The organism is Listeria sp. SHR_NRA_18 (assembly GCF_003856515.1).
Lineage (GTDB): Bacteria > Bacillota > Bacilli > Lactobacillales > Listeriaceae > Listeria_A > Listeria_A newyorkensis.
Map to the genome: position 1 here is coordinate 25,633 of NZ_QPKR01000015.1, position 20,375 is coordinate 46,007.

Consider the following 20,375-nt stretch of genomic DNA (forward strand, 5'->3'; position numbering starts at 1 on the left):
ATGCGCGCGTTGCAAAAAGAAAAAATAACTAATCGAAACGGAGGGAGGGCGAAAAAATGGATGATAGAAAATATAAAGATTTAGGTACAACATTCGATATATCCACGTCTCCGCCAATCACAATTAATCTCAATGGCTATTTTTCCACACAGGATATCGGGACCGCTCGACTGATGTTTCGATTAACAAAAGGACATAGAAAAATACAGCTTGAGAATGTAGATGCTATTTTATATTTAACAAGTGATACGTTAATAGCGGAAGTTAGAGCGGAAATAGATGCGCAAAATAACACGGTGTCTTATGTACTTAGCGATGAAGAAATAAGGCATGTAGGTAAGATAAACGCAGAACTGTATCTTAGATACAAAAACGGTCAAGTCATGTCGGTTCATAAATTTACTTTCAAAATAGACAAAGCTTTGATAGATCAAGATATCGAAATAATCGATTCTATTTACAGTGTCACAATTCAAGACTTAATCGATCGATATACAGAAGATTTCGCAGAGATTAAGGCGGAATTCGAAGAGCTACAAGTAGAAATGAACCAGTTACTAGCTCTGTATAGACACAAACAACTAGAGCTTATTAGTGCAGGGTTTGAGAAATTACGCAAAGATGAGCCTGTTAGAATTCTATGCTACGGGGATTCCCTGACTTACGGATATGATATTTACAGCACAGATAGACGCCCTCCAGATCCTAACCCTACTTCGAACGGATCAATACACGTAAGAGAACGAGCTAGTATTACTTATCCGGAAGCCCTCGAAGCCTCATTGCAGCAAATACATCCAAACGTAACCGTAAAAAACTGGGGGTTTTCTGGTGATACGGTTATTTCTTCGTTCCCTAGATGGGATGGGGTAAATCCCGATGCTGATATTACGCTGTTCATGCTCGGCCACAATGACAGCAAAAATGCGGCTGAAAGTATGAGTGATTTTTTCAAGGGATATAGACGCATCATAGAAAGAGCATTGGATTGGGGGAGTGCGGTCATTTTCTTAACACCGCCCAAACAGAAAAATGCGGCTGATTTCACCGTGGATATATTTTCTCAAGCGGTAATACAGCTAGCGAAAGAGTACCAAGCGCCCGTTGTTGATATGTCGCAATTAACATCGGGAATAGCAGCTAATTTTTATTCTGATACTGTTCATTTTAATGGCAGGGGTTACGGATTTATCGGGAAGCGTCTAGCTTCGCTTTTTTTAGGTAAAACGCTATTGAACATGAGTAAAGTAAAGGGGAATGATGCACTCAATGTTGTTATTGAAAACAGCGGCATACAGTTTAATGAAAATGCGACACTCTCGGCAAGCCCCTACTTCCCTACAGAAGATGTGTCAGAGGTGGGCAGTGGGATAGCCCTAGTACTAAGAACAGGTGGGAAAGTCTATTTTACTTTTTACGCAAAGGAAAATAATTTGCTGTTTCTCCCAGCTGTTTATGCTGGCTCAAAAACCCTTAACCTCAAAGTAGAAATGAGTTTCGGGGCTGATCCAGCGAATAACGTTACATCTTATGCATTCAGAACGACGAATGCAAGAGCGATGAATAAGCCTTTAAAAACTGCAACGTATGTAACTGCTGATTTGAATTGGTATAATGCGGCGGCACTATTCATTGATGGCCGTATAAACGCAAGCAAGCTTATGTATGCGCCCCGCGCTGGATATTACACGGTTAGCATCGAGAATTTAGACACCTACGCCGTAAATCTGTTTAGCTTAGAATTTAGGAATGCGCCAGACTCTATTTTCGGAAATAATGGACTGTCTACACTCGGAACATTCACAGGCGATATTTTAACATTAATGCCTGGTAATTATGAGATGTATTCCAGCAACGCAATCAACATGCCTTTCACAGGAAGCGCTCTGGCAACTTTAGAGGTTTATATGGGCGGTAGTAATAGAAAACTTTTCAGAGTAACAAATCTTGCATCTAAAGCGAGTTACGAAGGGACATACAACCACGCCGCATCAAGCGAAGTCATTTGGAGAGAAACGGCAACGGTTGATCAAATCAACGCCTTACAAGCACAGATAAACGAACTAATAGGCGAAGGCGAGGAAGGAAGTGAGGAAGAATGAAAAAAATTAATTGGAAAGTAAGGATATGGAATCCACAGTTTTGGATTGCAACGATTCCGCTTCTGATTGTGCTATTACAGCAAGTTTTTAACTGGTTCGGTGTACTTGTGCCCGCTGACGTAATTAATGCGGAGGCACTTAAATTCATTAACACCGTGTTTGTTATTTTTGGCTTACTTGGAATTGTAGTCGATCCGACAACAGAGGGTAGAGGCGATTCAGAGCAAGCTATGACCTATGAAAAACCACGAAAGGATGAGGAATGATGACAAAGAAAGTATTTATTGATTTAGGACACGGTGGAACTGATCCGGGTGCAGTAGCGAACGGGTTAGTAGAGAAAGAAATGGCGCGCGTCACAGCTTATGCCGTTAAATATGAGCTAGAAAAATACGGCATTGAAACGTATTTATCACGCACAGGGGACACGTATCCGTCTCTTAGCGATCGTTCCAATTCAGCGAATAAATGGGGCGCCGATTTGTTTGTATCGGTACATTATAATGCAGGTGGCGGAGACCGCGCCGAAGTAATTCACAGCATCGCAGGCGGCACAAGCAAGGTGTTAGCTCAAAATATCATCAATGCTATTCAAAATGAAATGAAACAAAACGTTGGAAGTATCCCAATTTACTCGAAAAAAGGTAGCGACGGCAAGGATTATCACGCCGTTATTCGACAAACCAAAATGCCGGCCGTTATCGTCGAACCGGCTTTTATTGATTCTAATGATCGTTTTATTGTCGATACTGTACCGGAACAACAAGAAATGGGCCGCGCTATCGCACACGGGATTTTAAAAACATTAGGCATCGAATATAAAACAGCGGCAGAGAAACCGGAAACGCCTAGCAAAACAGAACCGAAGCCAACCGCGCCTAATCCTTACGCTGGGAAGAAACTTGTTTCTAAAACCAACGACCTACGTTTCTATGCTAAACCATCATGGGCAGATAAGGATGTTGTAGGTACCGTAAATAAAGGCCTTGGATTCCCTACTGTACTCGATAAAGTGAATGTGAATGGCAGCCTGCAATATAAAGTTCAAAATTCAAAAGGTAAGACGTTTTATATTACCGCGGCAGACAAGTACACAGAACTAAAAAATAAATAAGGAGGCTTATAGTTAATGAAGAAAATAGTTATAGCAACACTAGTGATTGTATTAATTTTTATGATACCAGTAACAGCACAGGCGACGATAATGAAAGAAGTTGTTACACAAAAACAAAATGTTTACAGTAAACAGAATGCTCGCGGGGAAATCGTCGGATACGTTTATCGCGGTTCTGTTGTAAAATACGACACGACGACTAAAAAAGTAATTTATCGTAATGTTAAAGGGTATTTGAATACAACGTACTATTTAGCACCAGCGAAAATAAATACATGGTGCGCCGCCGTAGTAACATCAGGAGCGCTAAACTTACGAGCTCAACCGAATACAAGCGGGAAAGTCATTACAACGCTAGCTAATAACGAAGTAATCCGCGTAAATACCGGAGCGATGAAAAACGGCTGGTATCCGGTAGCATATAATCGCGCAGGATATTGGAATTGGGAAGGCTGGATAAATTCAAAATATGTTGTGCGTGTTGACGGCTTTGGGTACGATTCGTTAGCTCAATTTTCGACACTATAAACGAAAGAAAGCCCTCGAATTAATTTTCGGGGGCTTTCTTTATTTCAATCGATAATGATATAATAGCATTGTGCTCATCCCGAGCATGAGACAAAAAGACACCAGAGTGCTAGCTGGTGTTTAACGGTGGCAAGTGATGAAATTCCACCCGCTTGCCACCGCTGTACAAAATACAAAAAAAGATAAAACAGAACGATTTAAGATTAAAACGAAAAATTAAACCTACATATTTATAGTAGAAACTCGGTAAAAAAGATAAAACAGAACGATTTAAAACGTAATAGAACAGCTTGGGCACAAACAGCACATGTGGAAAGTATAACTGTTCTAACCTTAAAAAATTAAGCGAGGGAGGGCTTCTTTTGAAAATCGAACTACAATCATTCCAAAATGAAACAGCGCAAATTGCAGCCCTCACGAATTATACACTCACGAACGATGAATTCTCCGCGCATCCACTTGAAATTTTGGAGCAAGCCGCTAAAACAAGCAGCTATCACTGTGTCCTGATTTCTGACAAGGAAGTCATCGTGGGCTTCTTCGTTCTGGACAGTGGCAACGACCTCACAACGTATACAGCAGAACCGAATGCCCTACTTTTGCGAGGCTATTCGATCGATTCCAGTCTACAAGGAAAAGGATACGGAACAAAGTCATTAGCAGCATTACAAGACTATGTACGCGCTCATTTCAGAGGAATTGCCAGTGTTGTTTTAGCGGTCAACAAACGAAACATTCCAGCGCAAAAACTATATCTAAAAAGCGGTTTTATCGAAACACCACGCGTTGTCCTAGGTCCGCGCGGGGAGCAATTTGTTTACGAACGGAGAATATGAGGAACAAGAATAGAGAGTGGATGGGAACAATTCCAAACAAGATAAAATTGCCTCGCTCTTTATTTTTGGATAAGATGAAAATGACGCTATACACAAATCGAGCGAAAGCGTTTGTATTCAGGGGATTTGGTGGAATGAGGATGACAAACTCATTCCATTCTTTTGCATATTGAGGTTCTAATTCGCCTTGCTTCAAAGAACCACAACAAAGCGGAGTGTACGACTGTACATGATGACTGAAAGCAGGGAGAGGGTAATTTCCTCGACCATGCGAGAAGTTAAGCGAAACTGCTCTTGTGTAGCAGAACCGGAAGTCCGCCAAATCCCCTGAATGCGAACGCTTGTCGCCGATTATTTGGATTATGCTCCAAACAATCTCCATTTTTAGATTACCTTGCAATAATGTAAGGGTAACAAGTCTTTTCATTACTAGCGTTATTTGTTAAACTAAGGAAGACAATTAGACCAGAGGAAAGCGTGGCAGATCTATGAAAAATGACAAAATTCGGTGTCTAGTTCTTCTGATTCCGGTTTTATATATGGCTTACGGTATATTTTTAGCAATCGATTTTGGAAGTAGGGCAGAGCTGATTAATGTCATTCTCAACGGCACAATCTTAGGCGCGTGCTCGATTTTCATCATTTGGAAGGCGACATTAAGAAATACAATAGATGTGATTTGGCTCGCCACGTTTATTCTTTACCTATTCATTTTGCATCATCTCGTTACATATATTTCGGCAGGAGATATCCTAAGAAGCACGTACACAGGAGGATTCCATATCCAGCAAGAAATGGTGAACCTTGTGCCATTCACGACGATTGAAAACACAGTACACCAAACGCTACCGACCATGCCAACGATAATCCAGCTACTCGGAAATGTCTTATTACTCGCACCATTGACGTTCTTTCTGCTCTATTTTCAAATTACAAAAAGAATCGGCATGACACTCTTAGTCGCATTAGTGGTTTCTACAGGAATCGAGCTCGTTCAATTCTTCCAAACCACCATCATCACAGGTTTTAGAGGCATAACACTACCAGAAAATCGCTCGACAGATATAGACGATATTATTCTAAATACACTGAGCGGCTTGCTGGGAATTCTGGCGGCGCTATGTATACCAAGCGTGAGAAAGCGAAAAAAATAACATTGAAGTGGGAAAAGTGAAGGGGATTGGTATGATGAAGGAAAGATTTGCAAAACTTATAGCATGGTTCCAAGAAAACAGTCTGAAGGCCAAAATTATATTTATCGTTTTTGTGCTCGCGTTTGTTGTGTACGAAGTGATTAGTATTGGAACAACTACCGATTTTGGCGCCTTGAAAGATAACTTAACATCGCAGAGCCCCGAAAATATCTTGATTATGATTGCAGTTGGACTGATTGCCGTAACACCGATGCTCATCTATGATTTTGTCATCGTGAAACTCCTGCCGGGCAAATTTCCGACGAGTCACATTATCACATCTGGCTGGATTACGAACACGTTTACGAATATCGGCGGATTCGGTGGCGTGCTAGGAGCCTCGTTACGCGCTAATTTCTACGGTAAAAATGCTGACCACAAACAAATCCTCCTAGCCATTTCAAAAATTGCCTTATTTCTCGTATCCGGATTATCTCTTTATTGCCTGATTGGCCTGGTAATGCTATTTATTCCAGGATTCGCCGACCATTTCCGCAGCTACTGGCCTTGGCTTGTCGGCGGTGGATTATATTTCCCAATCCTATTTTTCTTCACAAAATGGAAAAGCAAAACATTATTTGAAGATTTACCATTAAAACGCGAGTTGTTGCTCATTTTGGCATCCTTACTAGAGTGGGCATTTGCATTTGGTTGCTTTATCATTATCGGCGTACTGATGAACGAACCAGTCGATGTCGCAAAAGTATTCCCGCTATTCGTTATCGCATCCGTTATCGGGATTGCATCCATGGTACCAGGAGGCGTTGGTACGTTTGACGTCGTGATGATTCTGGGATTAGAACGACTCGGCGTCCCGACCGATCTAAGTGTCGCTTGGTTGCTATTTTATCGCATTTTCTACTACATTATCCCATTCGCGGCAGGACTATTGTTCTTCGTCCAGAAAGCCGGGCGGAAATTCAACGACTATTTAGAAGGCCTACCAACCCTGTTCCTTCAAAAACTAGCGCACCGATTTTTAGTCCTATTCGTGTATTTCGCGGGACTTATGCTGATTATTTCCGCAGCGATTCCAAACGCGATTTACCACTTACCACTACTCTACAAACTCGCGCCGTTCAGCCTTTTCTTCGTATCGCAAATCACGATGATAGCATTCGGATTCCTGTTATTAGGCTTGGCTCGCGGTATCGAAAGCAAAGTCACGAAAGCCTATGTGACGACGATTGTTGTGCTCGGTTGCGCAATTTTCAACACACTGGCTCAAGGTTTTTCCATCAAAGCCGCGATTTTCCTCGGAATCGTCTTGGTCTGCGTCTACTTAGCGCGCCATGAATTTTACCGGGAAAAACTCGTCTACACGTGGAGTAAAATCATTTTTGACAGTTCGTTATTCTTAGTCTGCTTAATCGGCTACGTCCTGATCGGTATTTACAACTCACCAAAAGTGCCGCATCACCGCAAAATTCCTGATTACCTGCTGATTCCTTCCGAACATGTTTGGATTACAGGATTCATCGGTGTGGCGATCGCGATTATTAGTCTGATTGTTATTTTCTACTATTTCTCAACAACGAGTGTTACCATCGGAGAACCATTTGATGCGAGACGTTTACGAGCTCATTTGGCCAAATATAAAGGCAACGAAGTAACCCACACGATGTTCATGCGCGACAAACTGCTTTTCTGGTCCAAAGAGGATAAAGTCGTGTTTCCGTTCCAGCTCAAAGCCGATAAGATGGTTATCATGGGAGAGCCAGTCGGGGATAGCGATTACCTCGAGGAAGCGCTAGAAGAACTGATGACATACGCCGACCGCTTCGGCTACCGACCAGTTTTCTATGAAGTAGACGTCGACATGCTGGCATTCCTCCACGATCATGGCTTCGATTTCATGAAAATTGGAGAAGAAGGCTTCGTATCCTTACCTGAATTCACGCTAACCGGTAAGAAACGCAAAGGTGAACGCGCCTTGATGAACAAATTCGAACGTGAAGGCTATACATTCGAAATCATCGAGCCAAGCTTTGACGAAAAAACAATCCAGCGACTACGCGAAATATCAGACGATTGGTTAGGCGACAGGTCCGAAAAAGGATTCTCACTCGGTTACTTCGATGTGTATTACCTAGAACAAGCTCCAATCGCGATTGCGCGAGATGCAGACGGTGAAATCATCGCGTTTGCCTCCATCATGCCGTGCTACAACGACGAAATGACATCCATCGATTTAATGCGCTACGGCCAAGACGCCCCGAGCGGTATCATGGATTTCCTATTTATCAACCTGTTCTTAAAAGGGCAAGAAGAAGGCTACCAGATTTTCAACGCAGGAATGGCGCCACTTTCAAACGTCGGTTCCTCGCAGTTCGCATTTTTAGGGGAGCGATTGGCAGGCCTCGTTTACCGCTATAGCCAAGGCTTCTACGGCTTCCAAGGACTACGCAACTACAAATCAAAATACGTAACCACCTGGGTTCAAAAATTCGTCGCGTTCCGAAAACGAAGCTCGATTGCCTTCACGATGTTGCAACTAATGGTGCTTGTCGGCAAAAAACGACCACTATCTAAAGCGCAAATCGTAGAAGACATCCCAGAAGAAATAGAACCAACAGTAATCCTGGAAGAATCCAAATAAAAACAAGGCGTTACGAGATAGCAAAAAATCTCCTAACGCCTTGTTTTTCTATTCTTGCACTAAATCAGCCAATGCTTCCTCGATTTGAGGGAATTGAAACGTGAAATTTTGATTGAGAAGTTTTTGTGGATACACACGTTGTCCTTCCAAAATAAGCAGTGCTCGTTCGCCCATTGCCAAGCGAATCATCGAGGCAGGCGTTGCGACTTTTGCAGGCCGTTTCATCGCCTGACCAAGCAATTCGGCAAACTTCTTTTGTTGTACAGGATGAGGCGCCGTCACATTTACCGCACCGTCGAATTTCTCAGAATCCATGATACACAAAATTGCCGCGACGACATCATCAATATGAATCCATGAATACCACTGATTTCCCTCGCCAAGCGGTCCACCGATCAAAAAAGCGAACTGTTTCGTGAGTAGCGGCAGCGATCCGCCATCCTTACCCAAAATCAAACCAAACCGCGTAAACACCGTCCGAATACCTGACGCCCGAGCAGCTTTTTCCCAAGAAATAACCGTCTCCGCAAGAAAATTATCAGCCGCGACATGTTCCTCCGTATCCAGAAAGAAAGTCGTTTGTGATGTAGGATATACGCCAATCGCACTCGCGTTAATCAACAACCGAGGCTTTGGATTCAAATCATGAATAATCCGCACAAGTTCCGTCGTCGCATCTACACGACTGTCCAAAATCAACCGTTTCCGATCCGCCGTCCATCGCTTATCCGCAATACCCGCGCCAGCCAGATTAATGCATATATCAATAGACACACCCGCCAAATCCGGCAGAGCGCCATCCAACCATTTTATATAACGCACATTTTCTGAATCGACCTCGTTATCCCGCCGTGTCAAAATATACACAACATGCCCCTTATTCACAAGCGCAGGAACGAGATGATGCCCAATAAAACCAGTACCACCAGTCATTAAAATATTCATATGTCAATCACTCCTAACATGTCAGCGTCTGTCATCACGCTGCTTTTCTATTACTTTTCCCTTTAAGATAGCTTTAAAACGATTTTTTGCGTATGATAGAGTAGAGAAGAGGAGGCGATAACGATGAAAATAACATCTATTTCGCAACAACAAAAAAATAAAGAGCGGTATAACATCTTTGTTGCCGGAAAATATTTATTCAGTGTCGATGAGGTCGTGCTTACGAAGTACCAACTTTTTAAAGACCGCGAACTAACGGAAGAAGATCTAGCTGAAATTCAAGAAGAGGACGCGATCCGCCGTGGTTTGAACAAAGCAATCCAATATTTAGCCCATCGTGTGCGCTCCGAAAAGGAAATCCGTACCCACTTGGCAAAAGCGGAGATGGAACCCGATGAAATCAGTCTGGTCATCAAACGTCTCGCAGAAATGAAATACATCAATGATTTGGAGTTCGCGCACCTTTACGTTCGCACCCAAGTAAACACAACTTCAAAAGGGCCTCGTCAAATTGAGCGCGAACTCGTAACCAAAGGCATCACCCGCGAATACATTGAAGAAGCACTCGCAGATTTTAAAGACGACACCCAATTAGAAAACGCCGTCAAACTAGCAGCCAAAATCGTTAATCGTAGCCGTAAGTCAGCCAAACGTCAACTACAACAAAAACTAATCACCGAGCTTATCCAAAAAGGCTATACGACCGATTTGGCCAAAGAAGCAAGCGCCATTGCACTCGAAGATTTTTCAGAAGAGCAAGAACAAGACGTATTAGGCGAGCAATTAAACAAGCTACTACAACGAAATCGGCGCCTAGGTCCAGCGAAATGCCGACAAAAAACAATTACATCCCTATTGCAAAAAGGGTTTTCCTATGATACCATTCAAGATTATATGCGTGAACACGAATTAGATTTTGAAGAGGAGCAAGATTAATGCAACCATTTTTCGAGAAATTAAAGCTAGAACTACTAGCAATCAATCCAAACTTTTCCGAAGACGAAGCTTTATGGTGGGTCGAGATGCTATGGACCGATTTTGAAGCGAGCTATGCGAAGGCCGGCTATCCATACCGTGGCAATGAATATACGTATGACTATGTATCCAAACAAATCAAACAACACGGCGCATCGCTACATTTGGTAGAACGTAAAGAACGGTAAGTAAAAGGCCTTCTCGATTTTCATGCGAGAAGGCCTTTTTTCAAATCTTAGTCTGTTACAGGGTGTAGTTTCTTGTGAAGTTTTTCGTCGCTGAAAATCCAGCCAGTATAAGATGATATAATTTGCAAATCATCATCTAGTTTGACTACGGCGACGAATGGATAGTGCCCGTTACTACGGTATCTTAAATCGGTGTAGGTAACATACGTGCCATCCATTTTTTCCTCGATACGCCAATTATACACTTTGGAAAAGGATACAAATGCCGTCAAGTTCTTATCTTTCATCGCTGCGTGGATAATATCGTTATCGGGAACTGGTAAACGATCAAATTTCTCATAAATCGAAATGGTACGTTTAAAAGCTCGTCCGACATAGTAGTGATCCTTCGTTGTTACCGCAACACGCCATTGGAAGAAACGAATCGTAGAGGCTACAATAATTTCCTCCGAGTCTGGAATCATATTTTTGACCGCGTGGGTAATAACTTTCTGCGTGATGAATCTTGCTACATAATAAAGCGCCAAAATCGCGTATAACGTGAAGAACGTTGGTAAAGCAGGAGCTCCAAGTAGCCAAATAACGATAGCTACAACGTGAGAGCCGAAAATAAAGATATCAAAGGTATTGATAAACCCAAAGGCGACCCACGTATCTTTAAATGGCCTCAACGCCTGTGTTCCATACGCGTTGAAAATGTCGACAAATATATGCAGCCCGACCGCGACGAAGGTCCATAGCAAGAGATGCCAGAACGGTGCGGCTGGAAAAATAAAAGCAAGAATAGCAGAAAGCAAGAGCGGCCAGATTGCGAGACCCGGAAGCGAATGCGTAATTCCACGATGGTTACGAATATAATCCGCGTTATTTTTAAGTTTAAGAACAGTATCAATGTCCGGTATTTGTGATCCAATAATAGTGGCTGTCATGATACCAATGGCAGCGGAACTCCCTACAATAGCAGGGTCGATCGCCGTAGCTACAGCGCCGAGTGCAATTCCCATAACAACATGTGTGCCAGTGTCCAAGAGACTTCCTCCTCTTCTAAGAGCAATCCTAAAAATCAATGTTTGCATCTTATAAAAACTTTCCGTGAAGGCAATTGGCTGTCCAATCGCATCTTGATTCTGTATAATGATAACGTTGCTTAAAATCAAGTATCGGAAGTTTTTTCATACTTATATTATACTACAGAATACCCGAAAACATGCATTAGAAAACCATGAGAATATACGCACAAAACGAGGAGTAAATACAAGATGGAATGGAATAAGGAAAAAATAATTGCTTTCAGATCAGCCTTGATTGACTGGTACGAAGCGAACAAAAGAATTTTGCCGTGGCGTGAAAATACAGAGCCTTACCGAATTTGGGTCTCTGAAATTATGTTGCAGCAAACAAAAGTTGACACAGTTATGCCATATTTCGAGCGATTCATGACCTGGTTCCCAACGATGAAAGACTTTGCAGAAGCGCCGGAAGAACGCATTTTAAAAGCATGGGAAGGTCTGGGGTATTATTCACGCGTCCGTAATCTACAAGCGGCGATGAAAACCGTGGTGACCGAGATGGATGGCGTTGTACCAAGTGATTTGGACGGAATTCTCGCGCTAAAAGGTGTCGGCCCATATACCGCTGGCGCCGTGCTTAGCATTGCTTATGAGAAACCAGAACCAGCCGTTGATGGGAACGTCATGCGTGTGATATCGCGCATTTTGGAAATCGATGATGACATTATGAAGCAGAAAACACGGAAAAAGTTCGAAGCGGCACTATACCCGCTCATTGATCCAGAAAAACCGGGCGAATTTAATCAAGCGTTAATGGAAATCGGCGCGCTTGTCTGTACACCGAAAAAACCGATGTGCCTCATTTGCCCGCTGCAGGAATTTTGCGAAGCGCATAAAGTTGGGAAAGAAGAAGCCTATCCAGTCAAAATCAAGAAAACAAAAGTGAAGAAGGTATTCCTATCAAGCGTCATCATTCGGGTAGGAGAGGATCAGTACATCATTGAACAGCGGCCAGAAACAGGCTTACTCGCTAACTTATGGCAATTTCCGACCGTGGAACTAACGGAAAACCATGAGGCGATGAAGCTAGCCTTTTTACAACAATATGGCATCGAGCTTGAAGTAGAAGCCGAACCAATCACACACGTAAAACATATATTTTCGCATTTAGTCTGGGAAGTAGACGTGTTCGTAGCGCAAGCGATTCACCTACAAACCTCAGATTTAAAATTAAAAACCGTCACAAAAGCCGAGATGGAGCACCTAGCTTTTCCAGTTCCATATCAAAAAATGTGGCAAGCATTTCTAAAGGGGGAAACAGTACAATGAATAAAGTAGCATTAGTAACAGGAAGTAGTCGTGGAATCGGGCGGGAAATCGCGCTCGAGCTTGCGAAACAAGGATATGATATCGCGATTAATTTTGCCAGAAGTCGTAGCAAAGCCCAAGAAGTTGCGGAAGAAGTCGAGGCACTAGGACAAAAAGCGATTCTCGTCCGCGCTAACGTTGGCGATATCGAGAAACTAAAAGGCATGTTTGCAGAAATTGATGAAGCATTTGGGCGTCTCGATGTGCTGGTCAACAATGCCGCAAGTGGTGTTTTACGACCGATTATGGAGCTAAACGAGTCACATTGGGATTGGACGATGGATATTAATGCAAAGGCGCTTCTTTTTGCAAGTCAAGAAGCCGCGAAACGTATGCAAAAAACAGGTGGCGGAAAAATTGTGAGTCTCAGCTCAGTCGGTGCCATCCGCTATTTAGAGAATTATACAACGGTTGGCGTTTCAAAAGCCGCGGTAGAATCGCTGACACGCTATTTAGCGGTCGAATTAGCACCACTCGGAATTTCGGTCAATGCCGTTTCTGGTGGGCTAATCGAGACAGAAGCGCTAGATCATTTCCCAAATCGCGAAGAATTACTAGCAGACGCTATTGCCAAAACTCCAGCTGGGCGCATGGTTGAGGCCGGAGATTTGGTGAAAGTAGTATCGTTTTTAGTGAGCGATCAAGCCGATATGATTCGCGGTCAGACGATTATTGTGGATGGCGGAAGGACGTTGTTGGTATAACGAGAATATCAGGGAATTCATAAATCAGAGGTGTGCGTGTTTTGGCTTGTATGCTTAAGGAAGGGAAATCAAATGTAGTTGTTTGGCAATTCTATTGAGTTATGTGGTTATTCGAGTCCGGCAATCATGGGAGCGTGGGTGCTTTTGGTGTTGACGTATCATCATTTCGCGATCCAGCTTCAAGAGCCAGCCTCTCGGAAATTTCGTGGCCTCCGTAAAAATCAAAAGAGGATTTTCACTACGCCCCCTAACAATTTCTGTCGAGGCTAAACGGGCTCTTTCCGCTTTTCGTGTCTTTTCAGTTTTTTTGCAACGGATTGCGTGGTATAATGGAAAAGGATGTTAGATCGATAGTACATGGAGAAAGTAGGATATTGGATGTACTTACCTAAAGAGAAAGAAATAATTCAAATCAAAAGCTACAAACACGACGGCTCACTTCATCGTACTTGGAAAAAAACGGTTGTTTTGAAATCGACGGAAAACGTTATTATCGGTGGGAATGATCATACCTTAGTGGTAGAATCGGATGGCCGAAAGTGGGTAACTCGCGAGCCTGCCATTTGCTATTTTCACAGTGAATACTGGTTTAACGTGATTTCAATGATTCGAGAAGACGGGATTTATCATTATTGTAACCTAGGCACGCCTTTTGCATCGGACGAGGAAGCGGTGAAGTATATCGATTACGATTTGGATATCAAGGTATTTCCAGATGGTCGCTTCCACTTGTTAGATGAAGGCGAATACGAGCAACATAGACGACAAATGAAATATCCAGACTCCATCGACCGTATACTGAGGCACAATGTAGATGTCCTTTCGCACTGGATTCTGGACAAAAAAGGTCCGTTTTCAAAAGATTACATCGACATTTGGTATGAAAAGTACAAAGAATATCGCTAAATTGTAGTAAAAACACGCAAAACAAGCTTCCATCACCGGAATCTTGTTTTGCGTGTTTTGTCGTTTAATATACTGTTTCAACATGTGCGTCTAGCGATTGACGCGTTTTCTCACGGTTCGGTGCAGCTGCACGATATCCAAACGCGAGCATCGCAGAAACACCAAACTCATTCGGATCAACCAACTGCTTCTCAATCAACAGTTTCTCCACCGCATTTTTATCAAATCCCTCAATCGGACAAGAATCAATCCCAATCGCAGCCGCACTCGTCATCATGTTCGCCATCGCCAAATACGCTTGTCGGCTAGCCCACTCAAAAACCAGTCGATCGTCCGCGAGCAAGTCAAAATCATGCGCCAAGAAATTTTTAAAGTGATTCGTGTAAACAGCAACCACCTCGTCCGGCATTTGAGCGACATTTCGCAGATGGTTCTGAATATATTCCGATTCCGGCGCCAAAGCCTCTTTCGTACGCGCCAGCAAAATCACGAATTTATCCGCGGTCGGCAATTGCGTCTGCGCACCCCAAGAAAGTGGCATCAACGCTTCACGCAACTCCTTATTCTCCACAACAAGCAATTTCCAAGGCTCAAAACCAAAAGATGAAGGCGATAACCGCGCCGTTTCTAAAATAAACTGAAAATCCTCGTCACTCATTTTTTTCGTTGTATCAAATTCCTTACAAGCAAAGCGATAATGGAAAGCATCTAAAATTTCTTGTTTTTTTGACATCTGAAAAATCCCTCCTAATTTGTTTGACTTTCCTAGTATATCAAGTAAAATAAAAAAAGATAGTATGCACATTTTTGTTAGGTAGGTACATTTTGTATACTGTAAAGAGGAGGGGAACTATGCAAAAACGTAAAATCGATTTCTCATGTGGCGCTGATGTCACATCTTCGGTTATCGGCGGCAAATGGAAATTACAAATCCTATATCGACTCATGGACAAAACGATTCGCTTCAATGAATTCCGCCGTCTCATGCCCGAAATAACACAGCGAATGCTAACATTGCAATTACGCGAATTAGAAGAAGACGGCATCGTTCACCGTGAAATATACCACCAAATCCCGCCGAAAGTAGAATATAGCTTAACCGAAGTAGGCGAGTCACTCCTCCCGCTAGTCCGAGCCATGTGCGATTGGGGAGACACGAACAAGCAAACAATTATCAGTAACCGCACGTTCACCGAACATACAAAAGAACCGAGTCAGCTATAAACGCCAACTCGGTTTTTCCTGTTATTCATGCACATCAATATCAATCTTATTTTCCTCATCATGCCGCAATTTGAAGCTATGAATCAATTTTTCCAAGTAATCGATCGTTTCCTGGTAAGCAAAGACACACGCGATAATCCGCATCAAGTGATATTGATCGATACCCTCATCGTCGTCCTCCTTATCAATCTCCTTCATCTCATTCAAAAATAGCCGCATCAAGTCTGCCGGATCCTGCGAAAAATGCTTCTCCGCATAGTTCAAATCCACCGAAACCTTGTCGATATACGTCAACAACAACTGCTCATGCGTGTCCGTCAAATAATCAATTTGCATCCGAATCAATTCCTGTTTATCAGGCGGCAACTGCAAAAAGTCGTTTTCATAGCGATGCAAAATTCGTAGCAACTCGTAGCCCTTTTGAGAACAAAGGATCATTTGCCGGTAGACCGCAATTTTTCGCGACTTAGAAATGTTCGTTCGCCGCAAAAACGTCCGTTCCTCGCGATACAATTCATAATAACTACTCATTTGCGTAATCTGTTTTTGCATCCACTTCATGTCTTTTTTGAGGAGCGGAAAATCTGCCGCATGACGTAAATTCAACTTAATCCAGCGCATAATCTCATCATTTGTACTATAAATAAACTGGAATAAAGTCACCTCATATTTTGGCGGCAAGAAAATCAAGTTCACGATAAACGCTGCGACAAGCCCAAGCATAATCGTACCAAATCGCGTCAGTGCAATCATTAAAAAGTCGCTGGTCGGCGAATCCATCACGATAACGAGCGTCACGAGCGCCAAACCGATCGTTTTTTCAAGCTTGAATTGAATCAACAGCGCCACACAAAGAATCGACGCAATCCCAATCAATATGAAATCATTCCCGATATAAAGCCCAAAGCCAATCGCGATGGCCGCACCAATCACATTCCCTTGCGCCCGCTGTAAAATTTCTAAATAAGACCGATAAATCGATGGTTGTACTGCAAAAATTGCCGAAATCCCTGCTAAAGAAGGAGAAGGGGAGTGACAAAGCTCGGCAATAAAAAGTGCTAAACTTATCGCAATTCCTGTTTTTATAATCCTAGCCCCGAATTTCATCGCTGGTTATTCCTTTCTGTACTCTATTTCTCCTATTATAACCGTTAAGCTTGCTTTACAAACCAATTAAAGCGCCATTTTAGCGAAAACGCGGTCCACAGCTGCAAGCGTATCTTCAATATCCGTGTGCGTGTGCGCCGTCGTAATGAACCAAGCCTCATATTTAGAAGGAGCCAACATAATGCCTTCCTCGACCATCAACTTGAAAAATTGACCAAACTGCTCGCCATTCGTACCTTGCGCATCCTCATAAGTCACGATTTCCTGATCCGTAAAGTAAACCGTCAAAGCCCCTTTAATCTGATTAATCGTCACCGAAATCCCGTGTCTAGCAGCCGCATTCAAAATCCCGTTTTTCAGGCGAACACCGAATTTTTCAAACCTATCATAAATCCCGGGCTCTTGCAAAACTTCCAGACAAGCAATCCCAGACTGAATCGACGCAGGGTTTCCAGCCATTGTACCAGCTTGATACGCGGGGCCGAGCGGAGCAACTTTTTCCATGATATCAACACGTCCACCGTACGCGCCAATTGGCAAGCCACCACCGATAATTTTCCCAAGAGCTGTCAAATCCGGCGTCACACCTAGTAGATTTTGCGCGCCACCATACATAAATCGAAACGCGGTAATGACCTCATCGTAAATAACGAGCGCTCCAGCCTCATGCGTCAGCTCGTTCACCGTTTCCAAAAAGCCATCAACAGGCCCAACAATCCCGAAATTACCAATAATCGGCTCCACTAAAACCGCAGCAACCTGATCGCCCCAAATACGAATCGCCTCTTTGAAACTAGCAATATCGTTGAAAGGAACCGTAATCACTTCCTCCGCAGTAGCCGTCGTGACACCAGCAGAGTCAGGCGTGCCAAGCGTTGAAGGACCAGAACCCGCTTCCACAAGTACCAAATCAAAATGACCATGATACGAGCCAGCAAATTTAATAATTTTATCACGCCCAGTATACGCACGCGCCACACGAATCGTCGTCATAACCGCTTCCGTCCCAGAATTCGTAAACCGTACTTTTTCCAAAGAGGGAATTGCTTCCTTCAACATTTTTGCGAAAGTAACCTCATGTCGCGTCGGAGTCCCGTATAAAACACCCGTTTCAGCCGCATGCGTGATCGCTTTTGTAATATGAGGGTGCGCATGTCCAGTAATAATTGGTCCATAAGCCGCCAAATAATCGATATACTTATTACCATCGACATCCCAGAAATAAGCGCCATTCGCACGTTCCATCGTCACGGGAATCCCACCACCAACACCTTTATAAGAACGCGACGGACTATTCACCCCGCCAACAATATGCTCGAGCGCCTCCGTATGTAACTTTTCCGACTCAGAATGGTTCATTTTTGATACATCTCCTTCATTAATGTTTCTTCCCTTCCCATTTTAGTTGAAATAGCGCCAGACTGCAATGAATAGAAGCAAGTTCATTGTAACCCGAGCAAAAAGAGTCTAGAATAAAAGTAAATAACACGCAGAAAGTGAAGTGATCCTGTTGAAAATACTATTCACCATGCCAATTCCAGATGACCTCAAAGCAAAGCAACAAGAACAATTCCCCGACCACACATACGAATACATAGAAAATTTAGCATCCTATCAAGAGATACATACGGTAGACTGCATCGTGTCTTACGGTTCAGATATCACAGAATCCATCATTGAAGACGCAAAAGCGCTACGCTGGCTCATGATTTTCTCCGCAGGAATTGAAGAACTCCCTCACGCCAAACTCCAAGAAAAATCAATCCTAGTCACCAACGTCCGAGGAATCCACGCCATCCCAATGGCAGAGTTCACAATAGCTTACATGCTTTCCTACGTGAAGCGGTTAGCCAATTTTGCAACAAAACAAACGCTAAACAGCTGGGAACGCGATTCAAAAATAGGCGAGCTAGCAGAAAAAACAATCATCATCGCCGGAACAGGAGCGATAGGAAGTCAAATCGCCCAATTCGCCAAAGCCTTCCAAATGAGGACAATCGGCGTCAACACAACCGGAAATACTTTAGCACCATTCGATAAAGCAGTCTCTATAGAAGAAATGCAAACCGTCCTACCAGAAGGCGACTTCATCGTATCTGTTTTACCAGAAACGAACGCAACCAGATCACTCTACAAAAAAGCACATTTTGAAGCCATGAAAAACAGCGCCGTATTCATCAATATCGGTCGAGGCTCCGCAGTATCAGAAGAAATCCTATTAGACATAGCGACAAATAAAACAATCGCGCATCTTTACTTAGACGTTAGCCCAATCGAGCCATTACCAAAAAATCACGCTCTCTGGAACTTCCCGAATGTTACCGTCACACCACACGTCTCCGCCCACTCACCCAAATACCTATATAGAAGCTTCGACATCTGGCTCGAAAATGTTGCAAGATTTCAAAAAGAAGAACCATTATTAAACACGATTAATTTGAATAGAGGCTACTAAGAGAAATGGTCAGGCATCCCAATGTTGACAGAACCCGCCAAAGTTAGGTAGAATAGGGTATATGTACAATCTATTTAAATTAAGCGAGAAAGGAGTGCATGACGGTGTCTAATTCTCATTCTCATTTACGAGAAGCAATAGATGTCTTGAAAAAAACTGGAGTCAGAATAACTCCTCAACGTCATGCTATACTTGAATTCTTAATTAATGCCGATACCCATCCTACCGCTGACGAGATTTACAGAGCGCTTGAAGGGAACTTCCCCAATATGAGTGTAGCTACAGTCTACAATAATCTACGCGTATTCCGAGAAGCAGGACTAATTAAAGAATTACCATATGGCGATTCATCCAGCCGTTTTGATTTTTCTACATCCGAACATTACCACGCAATCTGCAATGAATGCGGTAAGATAGTAGATTTTCATTATCCCGGTTTAGACGAAGTAGAACATTTTGCAGCCAGTGTCACAGGATATGAAGTAAACAAACACCGATTGGAAGTCTACGGAACATGCCCAGAATGCCAATCAAAAAAAATATAACACATCCAGAAAACCATCACTTCACCCGATTTGATGGTTTTTTTTCTTATTTTGCATAAAAACTATTATATTTATGCAAAAAAAATCAAAATCAACAAATGGCTACATAGCAATGTTTAACGCATACATTTTGGTGGAATTAGAGTACAGTCCGAAAAAAAAAGAAAATATTATGCATAACTTGGTTGACATTATCCTGATTAATTGATATATTAGTTCTCGGCGCTACTAACCAACGCTTTTACACAGAAAAATAACACAAAATAAATTATACAAAGTTGTTGACAGATAGGTGCTAGAATGGTATGATTTAAAAGTCGCAAAAAACAAAACAACGTAAGTGATAGCAACGCGAAAATGACCTTTGAAAACTGAACAGAAACAAAGATAAAACCAATAGAGACAGTGATGTTTCTAGGTAAGAATCGCAGGGCGGAAATAGAAAGCTATTTCCAAAAGTAATACTAGTAAAGTAATTTGCTAGCGAAGTCAATTTGACGCAAGGATCTTATTCACGGTGTTGAATAAGTATTCAGATTCATCTTTATTTTAAAGAGAGTTTGATCCTGGCTCAGG

General features: G+C 42.7%; 20 protein-coding genes. 15 read left to right on the plus strand and 5 right to left on the minus strand.

From position 1 onward, the window contains the following. Positions 1 to 56 precede the first annotated feature (56 nt). The 7 genes from DUK53_RS16065 (at position 57) to mprF (ending at position 8,372) form a co-directional block, all read left to right on the plus strand. Positions 57 to 2,102, plus strand: coding sequence for an SGNH/GDSL hydrolase family protein (locus DUK53_RS16065; RefSeq protein ID WP_124893094.1), 2,046 nt, complete (start codon positions 57 to 59; stop codon positions 2,100 to 2,102). Then, entirely contained in the window at positions 2,099 to 2,368 is a 270-nt protein-coding gene (locus tag DUK53_RS16070) for a phage holin (RefSeq protein WP_124893096.1), read from the plus strand. The genes DUK53_RS16065 and DUK53_RS16070 overlap by 4 nt, the downstream gene beginning before the upstream one ends. Continuing rightward, positions 2,368 to 3,216 (plus strand): N-acetylmuramoyl-L-alanine amidase family protein, encoded by an 849-nt coding sequence (locus tag DUK53_RS17980; RefSeq protein WP_161564258.1) that lies wholly within the window; start codon positions 2,368 to 2,370, stop codon positions 3,214 to 3,216. Before DUK53_RS16070 ends, DUK53_RS17980 begins: the two co-directional genes overlap by 1 nt. 15 nt (positions 3,217 to 3,231) lie before the next feature. Then, positions 3,232 to 3,744: an SH3 domain-containing protein gene (locus DUK53_RS16080; protein ID WP_036089856.1), complete on the plus strand. Its 513-nt coding sequence runs from the start codon at positions 3,232 to 3,234 to the stop codon at positions 3,742 to 3,744. A 362-nt stretch (positions 3,745 to 4,106) separates the two neighbouring features. After that, positions 4,107 to 4,580, plus strand: a complete 474-nt coding sequence (locus DUK53_RS16085) for a GNAT family N-acetyltransferase (protein WP_052164804.1) — start codon at positions 4,107 to 4,109, stop codon at positions 4,578 to 4,580. A gap of 488 nt (positions 4,581 to 5,068) precedes the next feature. Continuing rightward, positions 5,069 to 5,734: a VanZ family protein gene (locus DUK53_RS16090; RefSeq protein WP_036092099.1), complete on the plus strand. Its 666-nt coding sequence runs from the start codon at positions 5,069 to 5,071 to the stop codon at positions 5,732 to 5,734. A 34-nt stretch (positions 5,735 to 5,768) separates the two neighbouring features. Then, positions 5,769 to 8,372, plus strand: coding sequence for a bifunctional lysylphosphatidylglycerol flippase/synthetase MprF (mprF, locus tag DUK53_RS16095; protein ID WP_036092102.1), 2,604 nt, complete (start codon positions 5,769 to 5,771; stop codon positions 8,370 to 8,372). Positions 8,373 to 8,420: 48 nt separating this feature from the next. On the opposite strand, the gene DUK53_RS16100 is transcribed toward mprF, so the two are convergent. After that, a complete protein-coding gene (locus DUK53_RS16100; RefSeq protein ID WP_036092104.1) occupies positions 8,421 to 9,317 on the minus strand; it encodes a TIGR01777 family oxidoreductase in 897 nt (298 codons plus the stop codon). A 123-nt stretch (positions 9,318 to 9,440) separates the two neighbouring features. On the opposite strand from DUK53_RS16100, the gene recX reads away from it, so the two are divergent. Together recX and DUK53_RS16110 are read left to right on the plus strand one after the other, a co-directional pair. Then, a complete protein-coding gene (recX, locus tag DUK53_RS16105; protein ID WP_036092108.1) occupies positions 9,441 to 10,253 on the plus strand; it encodes a recombination regulator RecX in 813 nt (270 codons plus the stop codon). After that, on the plus strand, positions 10,253 to 10,480 hold the full coding sequence (locus tag DUK53_RS16110; protein WP_036092111.1) for a YfhJ family protein: 228 nt from the start codon (positions 10,253 to 10,255) through the stop codon (positions 10,478 to 10,480). The genes recX and DUK53_RS16110 overlap by 1 nt, the downstream gene beginning before the upstream one ends. Before the next feature lie 47 nt (positions 10,481 to 10,527). Here DUK53_RS16110 and DUK53_RS16115 read toward each other — a convergent pair whose 3' ends face one another. After that, positions 10,528 to 11,508, minus strand: a complete 981-nt coding sequence (locus tag DUK53_RS16115; RefSeq protein ID WP_036092114.1) for a metal-dependent hydrolase — start codon at positions 11,506 to 11,508, stop codon at positions 10,528 to 10,530. 231 nt (positions 11,509 to 11,739) lie between these two features. Between DUK53_RS16115 and mutY the strand changes: the two genes are divergently transcribed. From mutY to ntdP, 3 genes are all read left to right on the plus strand, one after another. Then, complete coding sequence (gene mutY, locus DUK53_RS16120; protein ID WP_036092117.1) at positions 11,740 to 12,819, plus strand: A/G-specific adenine glycosylase; 1,080 nt, start codon at positions 11,740 to 11,742, stop codon at positions 12,817 to 12,819. Beyond that, on the plus strand, positions 12,816 to 13,562 hold the full coding sequence (fabL, locus tag DUK53_RS16125) for an enoyl-[acyl-carrier-protein] reductase FabL (protein WP_036092120.1): 747 nt from the start codon (positions 12,816 to 12,818) through the stop codon (positions 13,560 to 13,562). The genes mutY and fabL overlap by 4 nt, the downstream gene beginning before the upstream one ends. 378 nt (positions 13,563 to 13,940) lie before the next feature. Further along, positions 13,941 to 14,468, plus strand: a complete 528-nt coding sequence (ntdP, locus tag DUK53_RS16130; protein ID WP_036062731.1) for a nucleoside tri-diphosphate phosphatase — start codon at positions 13,941 to 13,943, stop codon at positions 14,466 to 14,468. Between the two features lie 64 nt (positions 14,469 to 14,532). Here ntdP and DUK53_RS16135 read toward each other — a convergent pair whose 3' ends face one another. Beyond that, entirely contained in the window at positions 14,533 to 15,201 is a 669-nt protein-coding gene (locus DUK53_RS16135) for an NAD(P)H-dependent oxidoreductase (protein WP_036092121.1), read from the minus strand. A gap of 119 nt (positions 15,202 to 15,320) precedes the next feature. Here DUK53_RS16135 and DUK53_RS16140 point away from each other — a divergent pair, with 119 nt between their 5' ends. Then, positions 15,321 to 15,692 carry a winged helix-turn-helix transcriptional regulator gene (locus tag DUK53_RS16140; protein WP_036092124.1) on the plus strand — a complete coding sequence of 124 codons (372 nt, stop codon included), beginning with the start codon at positions 15,321 to 15,323 and terminating at the stop codon, positions 15,690 to 15,692. Between the two features lie 21 nt (positions 15,693 to 15,713). Here DUK53_RS16140 and DUK53_RS16145 read toward each other — a convergent pair whose 3' ends face one another. Both DUK53_RS16145 and DUK53_RS16150 read right to left on the minus strand, forming a co-directional pair. Further along, positions 15,714 to 16,799 carry an aromatic acid exporter family protein gene (locus DUK53_RS16145; RefSeq protein WP_036092127.1) on the minus strand — a complete coding sequence of 362 codons (1,086 nt, stop codon included), beginning with the start codon at positions 16,797 to 16,799 and terminating at the stop codon, positions 15,714 to 15,716. Between the two features lie 66 nt (positions 16,800 to 16,865). Next, entirely contained in the window at positions 16,866 to 18,158 is a 1,293-nt protein-coding gene (locus DUK53_RS16150) for a glutamate-1-semialdehyde 2,1-aminomutase (RefSeq protein WP_036092128.1), read from the minus strand. 142 nt (positions 18,159 to 18,300) lie between these two features. Here DUK53_RS16150 and DUK53_RS16155 point away from each other — a divergent pair, with 142 nt between their 5' ends. Then, positions 18,301 to 19,254 carry a D-2-hydroxyacid dehydrogenase gene (locus DUK53_RS16155; RefSeq protein ID WP_236637318.1) on the plus strand — a complete coding sequence of 318 codons (954 nt, stop codon included), beginning with the start codon at positions 18,301 to 18,303 and terminating at the stop codon, positions 19,252 to 19,254. A 98-nt stretch (positions 19,255 to 19,352) separates the two neighbouring features. Next, positions 19,353 to 19,799: a peroxide-responsive transcriptional repressor PerR gene (gene perR / locus DUK53_RS16160; RefSeq protein ID WP_036092133.1), complete on the plus strand. Its 447-nt coding sequence runs from the start codon at positions 19,353 to 19,355 to the stop codon at positions 19,797 to 19,799. Positions 19,800 to 20,375 lie beyond the last annotated feature (576 nt).

Bases quoted from the DNA above. Each gene is read 5' to 3' on its own strand.
- DUK53_RS16100 (WP_036092104.1), bottom strand. From the start codon at position 9,317: ATGAATATTTTAATGACTGGTGGTACTGGTTTTATTGGGCATCATCTC.
- DUK53_RS17980 (WP_161564258.1), top strand. From the start codon at position 2,368: ATGACAAAGAAAGTATTTATTGATTTAGGACACGGTGGAACTGATCCG.
- mprF (WP_036092102.1), top strand. From the start codon at position 5,769: ATGAAGGAAAGATTTGCAAAACTTATAGCATGGTTCCAAGAAAACAGT.
- fabL (WP_036092120.1), top strand. From the start codon at position 12,816: ATGAATAAAGTAGCATTAGTAACAGGAAGTAGTCGTGGAATCGGGCGG.
- mutY (WP_036092117.1), top strand. From the start codon at position 11,740: ATGGAATGGAATAAGGAAAAAATAATTGCTTTCAGATCAGCCTTGATT.
- DUK53_RS16070 (WP_124893096.1), top strand. From the start codon at position 2,099: ATGAAAAAAATTAATTGGAAAGTAAGGATATGGAATCCACAGTTTTGG.
- DUK53_RS16150 (WP_036092128.1), bottom strand. From the start codon at position 18,158: ATGAACCATTCTGAGTCGGAAAAGTTACATACGGAGGCGCTCGAGCAT.
- perR (WP_036092133.1), top strand. From the start codon at position 19,353: ATGACGGTGTCTAATTCTCATTCTCATTTACGAGAAGCAATAGATGTC.
- DUK53_RS16090 (WP_036092099.1), top strand. From the start codon at position 5,069: ATGAAAAATGACAAAATTCGGTGTCTAGTTCTTCTGATTCCGGTTTTA.
- ntdP (WP_036062731.1), top strand. From the start codon at position 13,941: ATGTACTTACCTAAAGAGAAAGAAATAATTCAAATCAAAAGCTACAAA.
- DUK53_RS16135 (WP_036092121.1), bottom strand. From the start codon at position 15,201: ATGTCAAAAAAACAAGAAATTTTAGATGCTTTCCATTATCGCTTTGCT.
- DUK53_RS16140 (WP_036092124.1), top strand. From the start codon at position 15,321: ATGCAAAAACGTAAAATCGATTTCTCATGTGGCGCTGATGTCACATCT.
- DUK53_RS16080 (WP_036089856.1), top strand. From the start codon at position 3,232: ATGAAGAAAATAGTTATAGCAACACTAGTGATTGTATTAATTTTTATG.
- recX (WP_036092108.1), top strand. From the start codon at position 9,441: ATGAAAATAACATCTATTTCGCAACAACAAAAAAATAAAGAGCGGTAT.
- DUK53_RS16110 (WP_036092111.1), top strand. From the start codon at position 10,253: ATGCAACCATTTTTCGAGAAATTAAAGCTAGAACTACTAGCAATCAAT.
- DUK53_RS16065 (WP_124893094.1), top strand. From the start codon at position 57: ATGGATGATAGAAAATATAAAGATTTAGGTACAACATTCGATATATCC.
- DUK53_RS16145 (WP_036092127.1), bottom strand. From the start codon at position 16,799: ATGAAATTCGGGGCTAGGATTATAAAAACAGGAATTGCGATAAGTTTA.